Annotated in this window: 8 protein-coding genes; 3 read left to right on the top strand and 5 right to left on the bottom strand. The window is 65.0% G+C overall.

Features of this window, described 5'->3' with window-relative positions:
* The first annotated feature begins 3 nt into the window (after positions 1-3).
* A complete protein-coding gene (locus E8Q40_RS12285) occupies positions 4-771 on the top strand; it encodes a DUF502 domain-containing protein (RefSeq protein WP_370455184.1) in 768 nt (255 codons plus the stop codon).
* 30 nt (positions 772-801) lie between these two features.
* Here E8Q40_RS12285 and recG read toward each other — a convergent pair whose 3' ends face one another.
* Positions 802-2898, bottom strand: coding sequence for an ATP-dependent DNA helicase RecG (gene recG, locus E8Q40_RS12280; protein ID WP_137044834.1), 2097 nt, complete (start codon positions 2896-2898; stop codon positions 802-804).
* Between the two features lie 234 nt (positions 2899-3132).
* Between recG and E8Q40_RS12275 the strand changes: the two genes are divergently transcribed.
* Together E8Q40_RS12275 and mfd are read left to right on the top strand one after the other, a co-directional pair.
* Positions 3133-3417: a succinate dehydrogenase assembly factor 2 gene (locus E8Q40_RS12275; RefSeq protein WP_137044833.1), complete on the top strand. Its 285-nt coding sequence runs from the start codon at positions 3133-3135 to the stop codon at positions 3415-3417.
* A gap of 29 nt (positions 3418-3446) precedes the next feature.
* On the top strand, positions 3447-6959 hold the full coding sequence (gene mfd / locus E8Q40_RS12270) for a transcription-repair coupling factor (protein ID WP_137044832.1): 3513 nt from the start codon (positions 3447-3449) through the stop codon (positions 6957-6959).
* Positions 6960-6986: 27 nt separating this feature from the next.
* Here mfd and E8Q40_RS12265 read toward each other — a convergent pair whose 3' ends face one another.
* The 4 genes from E8Q40_RS12265 to E8Q40_RS12250 all read right to left on the bottom strand — a co-directional run bounded on the left by E8Q40_RS12265 (position 6987) and on the right by E8Q40_RS12250 (position 12027).
* Positions 6987-8231: a diguanylate cyclase gene (locus E8Q40_RS12265; RefSeq protein WP_137044831.1), complete on the bottom strand. Its 1245-nt coding sequence runs from the start codon at positions 8229-8231 to the stop codon at positions 6987-6989.
* Between the two features lie 178 nt (positions 8232-8409).
* Positions 8410-9066: a DsbA family protein gene (locus E8Q40_RS12260; RefSeq protein ID WP_137044830.1), complete on the bottom strand. Its 657-nt coding sequence runs from the start codon at positions 9064-9066 to the stop codon at positions 8410-8412.
* Positions 9067-9103: 37 nt separating this feature from the next.
* A complete protein-coding gene (locus E8Q40_RS12255; RefSeq protein WP_137044829.1) occupies positions 9104-10402 on the bottom strand; it encodes a GGDEF domain-containing protein in 1299 nt (432 codons plus the stop codon).
* A gap of 101 nt (positions 10403-10503) precedes the next feature.
* Positions 10504-12027 (bottom strand): class I adenylate-forming enzyme family protein, encoded by a 1524-nt coding sequence (locus E8Q40_RS12250; RefSeq protein WP_137044828.1) that lies wholly within the window; start codon positions 12025-12027, stop codon positions 10504-10506.
* Positions 12028-12068 lie beyond the last annotated feature (41 nt).

Below are 12068 nucleotides of genomic sequence, written 5' to 3'. Positions count from 1 at the left end.
CGCATGAGCGAGACGGAACAGAAGCCGGGCGAGGCGATGTCCGAAGACGTCAGGGAGATGGCGTCTTCGCACACCAGCCTGGCCGGACGCCTGCGCAACTATTTCCTCACCGGCCTTGTCGTCGCCGGGCCGCTGTTCATCACGGTTTATCTGACCTGGTCGTTTATCACCTGGGTCGATAACTGGGTGCGACCGTTTATTCCGGAACCATACCGGCCCGAAACTTATCTGCCGTGGCCGATCCCCGGTACCGGTCTGGTCATCGCTATCGTGGCGCTGACACTGCTCGGCTTCCTCGCCGCCAATCTCGTCGGCCGGACGCTGGTCGAACTAGGCGAGGGTATCCTCAACCGCATGCCGATCGTGCGTCCGGTCTACAAGACCATGAAGCAGATCTTCGAGACCCTGTTCTCGAAATCGGGATCGAGCTTCCGCAAGGTGGCGCTGGTGGAGTTTCCGGCGCCGGGCATGTGGTCTCTGGTCTTCATCTCGCAGCCGCCGGCGGGCTCCATCGCCGCGAGTCTGCCGGAGCCGGACAATGTCTCGGTGTTCCTGCCGTGTACACCGAACCCGACCACCGGCTTTTTCTTCTTCGTGCCGCGCAACAAGCTGATCGAGATCGATGTCGGCGTTGAAAGCGCAATGACCCTGATCATGTCCGCCGGCATGGTGCAGCCGGGCGCCGACAAGGATGCGCAGAAGAAGCTCGCCGATCTCGCTGCCACCGCACGGATGGCGCAACTGGCGAAGGCGAGGGAAACGGTGGAGTAGTGGCGGAAGGCGGGCTAAGGCAAGCGCGTTTTACCCCGCCCTTACCAGCTTGATCGCCTCGTCTTTGCCGAACAGATAGAGCAGGTGGCGCAAGGCCTGCCCGCGTTCGCCCTGCAACTGCGGGTCGCGCTCCAGGATCAGCTTGGCGTCGTCCCGCGCGGCGCCGAGATATTTGCCGTGCACTTCCAGCCGCGCGACGGAAAAGCCGGGAAGGCCGGACTGCCGCGTGCCGAGCAGATCGCCTTCACCGCGCAGGCGCAAGTCTTCCTCGGCGATGCGGAAGCCGTCTTCGCTCTCGCGCAGGATGGCTAGGCGCGCCTTGGCGGTTTCGCCGAGCGGACCCTTGTAGAGCAGGAGGCAGGTCGACTTGCCCGAACCGCGGCCGACTCGCCCGCGCAACTGGTGGAGCTGCGCCAGTCCGAAGCGTTCAGCGTGCTCGATCACCATGATGGTTGCTTCCGGCACATCGACGCCGACCTCGATCACCGTGGTGGCGATGAGCAACTGGCTCTGCCCCGCGGCAAAGCGCGCCATGGCGGCGTCCTTCTCGGCGGCTTTCATCTTGCCGTGCACGAGATCGACCTTGGCCCCGAACCTCTGCCGCAGGTCCTCGTAACGCGCTTCGGCGGCGGCAAGATCGATCTTCTCGGATTCCTCGACCAGCGGGCAGACCCAGTAGGCGCGTTTGCCCTCGGCGATGGCGCGGCCGATGGCATCCTCGACGTCGCCGACGCGGTCGAGCGCGATGGTGCGGGTGTCGATCGGCTGGCGGCCGGGCGGCTTTTCGCGCAATTCGGAAATGTCCATGTCGCCGAAATAAGTGAGCACAAGGGTGCGTGGGATCGGCGTCGCGGTCAGAACCAGCACATCGACGGATTCGCCCTTCTGCGTCAGCGCGAGACGCTGATGCACGCCGAAGCGGTGCTGCTCATCGACGATGGCAAGCGCCAGGTCGTGAAACAGCACCTCGTCCTGGAACAGCGCGTGCGTACCGACGACGAGGTCGATCTCGCCGAGCGCGAGCCGATCGAGGATGGCCGTGCGCTCGCCGCCGCGTTCGCGGCCGGTGAGGATGGCGACATGAATGCCGGCGGCCTTGGCCAAAGGTTCGATAGTGGCGAAGTGCTGCCGCGCCAGAATTTCGGTCGGCGCCATCAGTGCCGCCTGCCGCCCGGCCTCGATGACGGTCGCGGCCGCGATCAGCGCCACCACCGTCTTGCCGGAGCCGACATCGCCCTGCACCAGCCGCAACATGCGCTGCGGCAGAGCGAGATCGTTGACGATGTCGTTCACCGCCTGCTGCTGCGAATGCGTCAGCGTGTAGGGCAGGGCTTTCATGATTTTGGCCCGCAGCAGGCCCTCGCTCGACGTGCCGCGACCGGCCTGCCGGCGCATATGTGCGCGCATCAGAGCGAGCGCCAGTTGGCCGGCGAGCAGTTCGTCGAAGGCCAGCCGCGTGAAGGCGAGGCTCTCGGGCGTGACATCGTGCGGGTCCTGCGGCTTGTGCAGGCTGCGCAGCGCCTCGGCAAAGCCGGGCAAGCGTTCGCGCGACACCCAGGCTTCGTCCTGCCACTCCGGCAATTCGGGAATGCGTGTCAGCGCGCCGTCCATGGCGCGGCGGACATTGCCGAGGTTGAGGCCTTCGGTCAGCGGATAGACCGGCTCGACCAAAGGCAAGTCGGCAAACCCTTTCTCGTCCACGACGCGGTCGGGATGAACCATCTGCAAGCTGCCGTCGTAGAACTCGGCGGTGCCGGAGACGTAGCGTTTCTCGCCGACCGGTAGCAGCTTCTCCAGATAGTCCCGCTTGGCGTGGAAGAAGGTCAGCGTCAGCGTGTTGGTCTCGTCAGAAGTAACGACGCGATACGGCGCGCGCGGCCGGTTCGGCGGCGGCGGTCGGTGTTCCTCCACGGTAACCGAGACGGTGACGACCTGGCCCGGCTGAACCTCGTTGAGCTTCGGCCGGGCGCGCCGGTCGATCGTGCCGGACGGCATGTGCAGCAGGAGATCGATGACGCGCGGCTCCTCGCGGCCCAGCAGGCGGCCATAGAGCACCGCCAGCTTCGGCCCGACGCCGGGCAGGCTGGTGATCGAGGCGAACAGGGGATTGAGGCGAGGCGGGCGCATGAGGACACTTTATGCCAGTCGCCCGCTTCACACGCCATCATGGCCGGGCATAGCCGTCCGAAAGGACGGCGTCGCTTGCGCGACGCCTATGCCCCGGGCATCCACGTCTTCTTCACGGCATCAAAGACGTGGATGCCCGCAACAAGTGCGGGCATGACGGTGACTTTGGCCGTCATGCGTCCTATATAACCCCGCGCCCGGCACCGTCCGGGTTTTTGGCGTTGGAGAACTCCCTTGAGTGGCACCGAAATCTCGAGCGAAGGGTTGGACCTCAGGCTTCGCAAGCTGAAGTTCCGGCTCTGGCACCGCGGCATCCGGGAGATGGACCTGGTCATGGGCGGCTTCGCCGATGCCGAGCTGATGAACCTTAGCGAGACCGAACTCACTGAGGTCGAAGGCTGGCTCGACATCCCGGACCAGCAGATGTTCGCCTGGGTCAATGGCTCGGAAACGCCTCCGGCCGATCTCGACACGCCGTTGTTCCGTAAGCTGCGCACCTTTCACGGCCAGCGCCCTTAAGACCCTGACGACAAGACGACTGGAATTCGATGGCCCATTCTCCCGCTCAATCGCTCAAGGCAGGCCGCACGCTGACTCTGGCGCAGGTCGCCGATGGCGCCGAAGGCCTGGTGCTCGCGGACCTTGCCCGCGCCATTGCCGCGCGGCCCGGCGCGCCGGCGATCTCGCTGGCGGTCGTGTGCCGCGACGGCCAGCGCATGGCGCAGCTTTCGCGCGCGCTGTCGTTCTTCGGCCCCGAGATCGAGGTGATGGAGTTTCCCGCCTGGGACGTGCTGCCGTACGACCGCGTGTCGCCCAATGCGGCCATCGTCGCCCAGCGCATGACGACCCTGTCGCGCCTTGCACGCGTGAAGGGCCGCGACAAGCCATCGATCCTGGTCACGACCGCCAATGCCATCACCCAGCGCGTGCCGGCACGCGAATTCACCGCGACCCATGCTTTGTCAGTCGCGCCGGGCAATGTGCTCGGCATGCAAAGCGTGGTCGAGTGGCTGGAGCTCAACGGCTACCAGCGCGCCTCGACCGTGCGCGAGCCGGGCGAATATGCGGTGCGCGGCGGCATTCTCGATCTGTTTCCGCCGGGCCTCGATCTGCCGGTGCGGTTCGATTACTTCGGCGACTCGGTCGAGAGCATCAAGACCTTCGACCCGCAGACCCAGCGCAGCGAACTGCCCATGTCAAAGCTCGACCTGGTGCCGGTTGCCGAATTCCAGCTCATCACCGAGACCATCCGTCGTTTCCGCACCGGCTATGTGTCGCAATTCGGTGCCGCCGGCCCGGACGATCTGCTGTACGAGGCAGTGACCGAAGGCCGCCGTTATCCCGGCATGGAGCACTGGCTGCCGTTGTTCCATGACGGCATGGACACCTTGTTCGATTATCTGCCCGAAACGCCGGTCGCGCTCGAGGCGCTGGCCGACGACGCCGTCGACCAGCGGCTTGCGCAGATCAAGGACTACTACGAGGCTCGCGCCGAGGCGCTCAAGGACGGCGTGACACCGGCCTACAAGCCGATGCCGGCTGACAAACTCTACCTCACTGACGTCGAGTGGAAAGAACGGCTCGGCCAGCTTGCGGTGGCCAAGCTCAATCCGTTCGACCTGCCGCCCACCGCCGACGTGATCGATATCGGCGCCACGCCCGGCCACAACTTCGTCACTGAGCGTACCGAGCCCGGCGCCAACGTGTTCGAGGCGGTCGCCAGGCACGTCAATACGCTGCAGGCTGATGGCAAGCGCGTCGTCATCGCTCTGTGGAGCGAGGGCGCGCGCGAGCGCATGGCCCATGTGCTTGCCGACCATAAGCTGGTCAACCTCAAGAGCGTGGGTTCCTGGCAGCAGGTGGTCGCCGCGCCGAAGCACGAGATTTCGCTCGCCGTGCTCGGCATCGACGCCGGCTTTGTCACCGACGATGCCGCGGTCATCAGCGAGCAGGACATTCTCGGCGACCGCCTGGTGCGCACCCGCAAGGCCGCGCGCCGCGCCGACAATTTCATCCAGGAAGCGACCTCGCTGTCGACGGGTGATCTGGTCGTTCATGTCGATCACGGCATTGGCCGCTTCATCGGCCTGCAGCCGATCACCGTCAACGGCGCGACGCAGGACTGTCTCGAGATCCACTACGCCGAAGGCGCCAAGCTGTTCCTTCCGGTGGTGAACGTCGAACTGTTGTCGCGCTACGGCTCAGAGCAGACCAATGTCGAGCTTGACCGGCTCGGCAGCAGCAACTGGCAGGCCCGCAAGGCGAGGATGAAAAAGCGCATCCTCGAGATGGCGGGCGAGCTGATCAGGATCGCCGCCGCGCGCCAATTGCGCGAAGCGCCGAAACTCACGGTCACGCCTGGCGCCTATGATGAATTTGCCGCCGGCTTCCCGTATGAGGAAACCGACGACCAACTCACCGCCATTGACGCGACGCTGAACGACCTTGCCTCCGGCCGTCCGATGGACCGCCTCGTCTGCGGCGATGTCGGGTTCGGCAAGACTGAGATCGCGCTGCGTGCGGCCTTCGACGCCGTGATGAACGGCAAGCAGGTCGCGGTGGTGGTGCCGACAACTTTGCTCGCGCGTCAGCATTTCAAGAATTTCTCCGAGCGCTTCCGCGGCTTCCCGGTAAACGTCGCGCAATTGTCGCGGCTGGTACCGGCGGCGCAGCTCACCGCCAACAAGAAGGGGCTGGCCGACGGCTCGGTCGATATCGTCATCGGCACCCATGCCGTGCTCGGCAAGGCCATCAAGTTCAAGGACCTTGGCCTTGTCGTGGTGGACGAGGAGCAGCATTTCGGCGTGTCGCACAAGGAACGGCTGAAGTCCTTGCGCGCCGAGGTTCATGTGCTGACGCTCACGGCGACCCCGATCCCGCGCACCCTGCAACTGGCGCTGACCGGCGTGCGCGACCTGTCGATCATTGCCTCGCCGCCGGTCGACCGGCTGGCGGTGCGTACCTTTGTGACGCCGTTCGATCCGCTGGTGGTGCGCGAGGCGCTGCTGCGCGAGAAATATCGCGGCGGTCAGGCCTTCTATGTCTGCCCGCGCATCGAGGATCTGGCCGAGGCCAAGGATTTCCTCGACAAGCATGTGCCGGAAGTGCGCGTCGTCGTCGCCCATGGCCAGATGGCGCCGACCGTGCTCGAGGACATCATGTCGGCCTTTTACGACGGCCAATACGACGTGCTGCTGTCGACCACCATCGTTGAATCCGGCCTCGATATTCCCACCGCCAATACGCTGATCGTCCATCGCGCCGACATGTTCGGGCTGGCGCAACTTTACCAGCTGCGCGGCCGTGTCGGCCGCTCCAAGCTGCGCGCCTATGCGTTGCTGACGTTGCCGGTGAACCGGACCATTACGCCGCAGGCGGAGCGGCGCCTGAAGGTGCTGCAGTCGCTCGATACTCTGGGTGCGGGCTTTCAACTGGCCTCGCACGACCTCGATATCCGCGGCGCCGGCAACCTGCTCGGCGAGGAGCAATCCGGCCACATCAAGGAAGTCGGTTTCGAACTCTACCAACAGATGTTGGAGGAGGCGGTCACCAGCGCCAAGGCCGGCATCACCGAGATCGTCGCCGACCGCTGGTCGCCGCAGATTACCATCGGCATGCCGATCCTCATTCCGGAGGACTATGTCGCCGACCTGTCGGTCCGCCTCGCACTCTATCGCCGCCTCGCCGACATGGAGGAGGAACGCGACATCGACAGTTTCGCCGCCGAGATGGTGGACCGCTTCGGTTCGCTGCCGAAGGATGTCGAGCATCTGCTGCAGATCGTGCAGATCAAGGCCCTTTGCCGAAGGGCCAACATCGACAAGCTCGATGCCGGCCCGAAGGGCGCGGTGCTGTCGTTCCGCGACAACGAATTCGCCAATCCGGAAGGCCTGATGATCTTCATCCGCGACCATGCGGCGAGCGTGAAGGTGCGCAACGACAAGAACGGTCAGCGGCTGGTGTTCCTCGACGAATGGGACAGACCAGAAGAACGCCTCAAGGGCGCGATGGCCATCGTGCGGCGGCTGTCGTCGATCGCGATCAAGGCCAAAGCAGCGTGAAATCGGCAGCGTGACGGGCACCGTGTCTTAGGAAGCGCGTGTTTGCATCTGAAGTTCGGCCGCGCCGGGCGCCGAGTCCGCTGGCGGCCAGATACAGTTCCGGCCACGCTGCTTGGCTGAATAGAGTGCGCGGTCCGCGGTCGCGATCGCCTCGGTGAACGTTATCTTGGCGTCGGGCCGCACGATGGCGACGCCGATGCTGACCGTCACCACGGCCGCAGTCGGCGACGCGATGTGGGCGATGCTGCGTTGCTCGAGGCCCTTGCGCACGCGTTCCGCCACCTGGATGCCTTCGGACATCTCGCTGTCCGGGAGCACGGCGAGAAACTCCTCGCCGCCGAGCCGCACAGCAAGATCAGTGCCGCTGCGCAGGGCGCCCTGCAGCACTTCAGCGACCATCTTCAAACAGGCGTCGCCGGCCTGATGGCCATAGCGATCGTTGAAGCGCTTGAAGTGGTCGATATCGAGCATCATGAACACGGCCGGTCTGTGCGCCAGGTGCGGCGCCGACCAGAGAGCGTCGACGAACTGCTCGAGACGGCGCCGGTTGGCGAGACCGGTCAACGGGTCCAGCATGGAAATGGCGCTGAGTTCCTGGTTGACGTTCATCAGCTGCAGCGACAGCAACTCCTCGCGCAGGCTCATCAGATAGGTGCGGCGGTCGTCATGCTCCGCCTTCCAGTTCGTGATCAGGCAGAGCATGGTGGTCATCGCCAGCGTCAGCACCGCACCGAAGATGACGTCGTCGGGCATATATTTGACATGCGGAATGACTGCGGCATAAAGCGCGACGGTGATGACCGAGGCGGGCATCGCATACCAGAAGCGGATGCGCTGAACGATGTTGGGAAACACCAGGATCAGAATAATCGAGTAGTGCGCATGGGCCGCCAGTGGGCTGTCGCTGATCATGATCAGGTACAGCAATCCGGCGCAGATAAGGACCGTCATGACGGCTTCCATGGATTCTCGAATCCACGGCCGCGGGTTGTGCCACAATACGGCGAGCATACCGAGCGCCAGCGGTGTGATGATGCCAACGCGGAAGATCACCGCTTGTCTGAACAGGTCGCCGAGCAGAAGGCGGTCGCGCACAAGAAACAGCTGGAAGAAAACGAGGGTGATCGCTCCGGTGACCATCAGGAAGCGCGAGCGCCTTTCGCCGGTGTCGGCCTCGAACCTGGCTTCGATCGGCGCGGGAAATCGCAACCGGCGGAATCCGCCCGCCAGTACCTCATCGATGTCAGCAATGGTGATGCCTGATTTCGGCATTTCCGGTCCGCTCAATCGACACCGACCGAGGCGCCGCCGATCATCACTCCAGCATGATGCCTGTAATAACCGGGTTAATTCCGTCCTATAAATGGATGCGGTTGATCGAGATCAGGCCAGGATACCAATCAATAAACGCCTTCAAATGCGCGAGTTCCGATACTGGAACTCTGAAAAACTAATCTGTTGGCCCGTTTTCGGCCTGCGCGGTGCGGGCGATCGCTTCGGCGAGATACTCTGGCGATTGCGCGCCCGATACCGCAAAGCGGCCGCCGAAAATAAACATCGGCACGCCATGGATGCCGGCCTCCTTGGCGCTTTCGGCTTCCTGCGTCACCGCTTCGACATCCTGATCGCTGTCGAGCGCGGCGCGGATATCCTCCGGATCGAGGCCGACATCGGCCGCGGCCTGCACCAGCACCGCCTTGTTGGTGAGGTCGGCGCCTTCGGTGAAATAAAGGTCCATCAAGCGTTGTTTCATCGCGGCTGCCTTGCCGATGCCGCCCGCCCAACGGATCAGGCGATGGGCGTCGGTGGTATTGGGCTGGCTTTTGATGTTGTCGGCGTCATAGACGAGGCCTTCGGCGGCAGCCGCGGCTTGTACGCGTCCTGCGATCTCCTTGTAGCGATCTACGCCGCCGAATTTCGTCGTCAGATAATCGACGCGCGAGATGCCTTCGCGCGGGATCCAGTCGTTCAGGAAATAGGGGCGGTAGTGCACCTCGACCGGAATGCCCGGTTGCATGGCGATCGCCTGCTCGAGCCGCTTCTTGCCGATGAAGCACCACGGGCAGACAACGTCGGACACGACGTCGATGCGGACGGGCTGGGTCATGGGTCACTCCCTGTTGGGAACTAACCTAGTGATCCCGCTACTCGGCCGCAACCATGGGGCTGTCCATCACGCGCTGCATCAGGCTTTGCAGCGTGTCGCCGTTCTTGAACGACGCGAGCGTAACATTGGCGGTAATGCGGTCGTTCGGATTGGTCGGCGCGCGCATCACGTTCTTGACGGCGGCGGCGACGCGGCGGGCAACAACATGGCCGCTGCGCAAATCGGTCTGCGTGAAGGCCGCCAGCAGCGCGCCGTCGTCATCGTTGCAGGCGAAGTCGATGTTGCGCATCAGCTTGCTGGCAAGCCGGGCGCCATCGAAATGACAACGGCGGTCGTGAGCGCCGTCGAAGGTAAAACGGGCGAGCGTCAGCGCGTGGCTGCGGTCCGCGGCTTCGGCGACCGCCTTGTTCAGTTCGCGCCAGAACGCCTCCGGCGTCATCAGGCCGGTGCGCGGGTCGAACATGCCGTCGGTGTCGAGCGAATGTAGCATGCGCTTAAGGCGGGACTGCAGTGCGTGGAGCCGGATCAGCGGCACCATGCGCGACACGAGACGCTCCGGCGCCTGCATGATGCTGTCGAGGTTAGGCAGGCCGCCTTCGTAGCCCTGCGGAATGTCGCCCATCACGGCGACCGGGATTTCGTGGAAGCGGGCTTCATGCGCGAGCATGGTGAGGAAGGCCTCGATCATGCGCGGCGAGAAGCCATCGCCGATGATGATGCCGTCGATGTCGCGCTCTTCGAGGTGGCGCGCGGCAGCCTCGACGCTAAGCGCCCCCACCATCTTGGCCTGCTCGCCCATGGCAACGCTGAGCGCCGGATAGAGCGGGCCGCGACCGGCAATCAGGACCGTCGCGTCATCGAGCGGGTCGCCGACCGGCAGGTCCGGCATGGTGCCGCCTTGCGCGGCGAAGGTCTCGATGCGGCGCAGGACCGTTGAATGCAGGGCGCGCACGCGCAGGGCTGATTGCAGGCGCCCGATCATGGTTTCGAGCGGCGCGTCGAGGTCGGCGGTCAGCGCGGTGGGGATGGCGGCGTCGCGCTCGGCGTCGGCCATGGCCACGATCGGGACGATGGCGCCATGGGCGGTCGCGACCTGGAGCGCCAGCATACGGCCGGAGGCTTCGCTCGCGGGTGCACCCGGCTCGGCTAAGACGATGGCCGATGGCTTGACCGACACAAAAGCGGTCGGCGCGTCGGCCCATTTTGTTTCGATGATGGGGAAAGCGCCGGCGGCGCTCAGCGCCTCGACGACAATAACGGCCGGTTCGTCCGAGACGACCAGAACAGGACCTTGCAGCGACATGATACGCAACGCCGTACAAATGTTACGCGACAAACGCGGCTCATACATCGAACCGCGCCTAACGGATTGCAAACCATAGCCATGCGGCCCTTAACGCCGCGTCAACGACAAACAAACACTGGGAAACAAATAAGTTAAGCCGCGAGACCGCGCGGGCGGAATGCGCCGGCGATCAGAGGATTGCCGCCCTGGGCGAGGATGGCTGCGGCCACGTCGGCATTGTCGATCGCGCTGCCGGCGAGCTTCTGCGCCATCAGGCCGCCGGGCAGGGCAACGATGGTCGCCGCCGGGTCGGCCATCGACACCTGGGTTTCGAGGTCGCGGGTGGTGAAGCGGTAGCCGCCAATGGCGGCGATGCCGCCCGGCGGTCCGCTCACTGTCAGCGTTTTCGCTTCCTCGTCGACGCGGCAGGTAAAGCCGGTCTCGACAAAGCCGTCTTTGTCGGCGGCGAGATAGGGCTCGGGACCGTGCTCGACGCCGGGCGGGAAGGCGGCCTTCGGTACCATGGCCCCGCGCAGGAGGAGCGTGCCGCTCTTGCTGCGCGCGGTTTCGATGTCGTGCGGCGCGCCGACCGGGCCGAGCGGCATCGCCGCCGGCAGTCCGTCGCCATCGCGCGGCAGCGCGATGACGCCGAGTTCGCCGAAGCATGACACATCGACGAGCCGCGCCGGGCCGGTCCATGCCGCCGAGATATTGAGCTGCTCGGGCGAGCGCCACAGCGCGACGAGACCTTTGAGCGATTGAAAGCGTCCAGTCTTGGCGAGCGGGGCCAGCGCCGGTCCGGGGACAATCGCTGTGTTGATGCCCGTGCCAATCTGTTCGGCGAAGGCTTTGGCATCGAAGCCGTGATGCAGCGACAGGCAGCCGCCGCCGAACAGCCACGGCACGATGGTCACGGCAAGCCCGGCAAAGGACGAAGGCGGGATCGCCGCCAGGAGCGACATATGCGGGCCGACGCCGATCTCCTGCGCCAGCGACAGGCCGCCGGCAATCAACTCGCTGTGGCTGCGGGCGACCGGCACGAGGCCCGAGGGCGTCACATCGAGCGTCACGACGGCGACGTGCTCGGAAGCCTGTCCGCCGCGCAAGGTGCGCGGCACGGTCGAGGCGGTCTGCGTGTCGAAGACATCGTCCAACGTCAGCACGCCGTCCGGCAGATCGTCACCGAAGCCGCAGATGAAGCGGATCGGAAAAAGTTCGGCGCCGACTTCGCCCGCAAGCTCAGCATGTTTGACGGCGCCGATGCGGGACGTCGTAACGATGGCCTTGGCGCCGAGCGGGCGCAGCGCGGCGAGGATTTCCTTCTGCCGCCACAGCACCGGGAGCGGCACGGCGATCATGCCGGCGCGTAACACCGCCAGGAGCGTGATGACGGCTTCGACCGTGTTGGGTAACTGGATGGCCACCAGGGTGTCGGCTTGCAGGCCGGCGCGGCATAACTTGGCGGCGAGCGCGGAAATGGCGCGGTCGGTCTGCGCGTAGGTCAGCCGACGCAGGACGCCGTCAGTAAAGGATGAGCGGTTTGGCGGATCGACGAGCGCCAGCGCATCCGGATCGTGGACCGCCGCGCGGCGGAACAGATCGTCGAGGGTGGGGCGTCCTGCCCCCGCAGTGCCGGTATCGTTTTCGTTTGCGCTTGTCTCGCTGCGCAAGATCATCGGAATTCCAGACCGTCAGGCGCCAGGGACCGCAGGCGCCA

Source organism: Pseudolabrys sp. FHR47 (genome assembly GCF_005153485.1).
Taxonomy (GTDB): domain Bacteria; phylum Pseudomonadota; class Alphaproteobacteria; order Rhizobiales; family Xanthobacteraceae; genus Pseudolabrys.
Note: the sequence above shows the minus strand (reverse complement) of the source record. Positions and strands in the feature narration are given on the sequence as shown.

Coding starts and splice junctions, on each gene's coding strand:
- E8Q40_RS12285 (WP_370455184.1), top strand. CDS start 4: ATGAGCGAGACGGAACAGAAGCCGGGCGAGGCGATGTCCGAAGACGTC.
- recG (WP_137044834.1), bottom strand. CDS start 2,898: ATGCGCCCGCCTCGCCTCAATCCCCTGTTCGCCTCGATCACCAGCCTG.
- mfd (WP_137044832.1), top strand. CDS start 3,447: ATGGCCCATTCTCCCGCTCAATCGCTCAAGGCAGGCCGCACGCTGACT.
- E8Q40_RS12265 (WP_137044831.1), bottom strand. CDS start 8,231: ATGCCGAAATCAGGCATCACCATTGCTGACATCGATGAGGTACTGGCG.
- E8Q40_RS12260 (WP_137044830.1), bottom strand. CDS start 9,066: ATGACCCAGCCCGTCCGCATCGACGTCGTGTCCGACGTTGTCTGCCCG.
- E8Q40_RS12250 (WP_137044828.1), bottom strand. CDS start 12,027: ATGATCTTGCGCAGCGAGACAAGCGCAAACGAAAACGATACCGGCACT.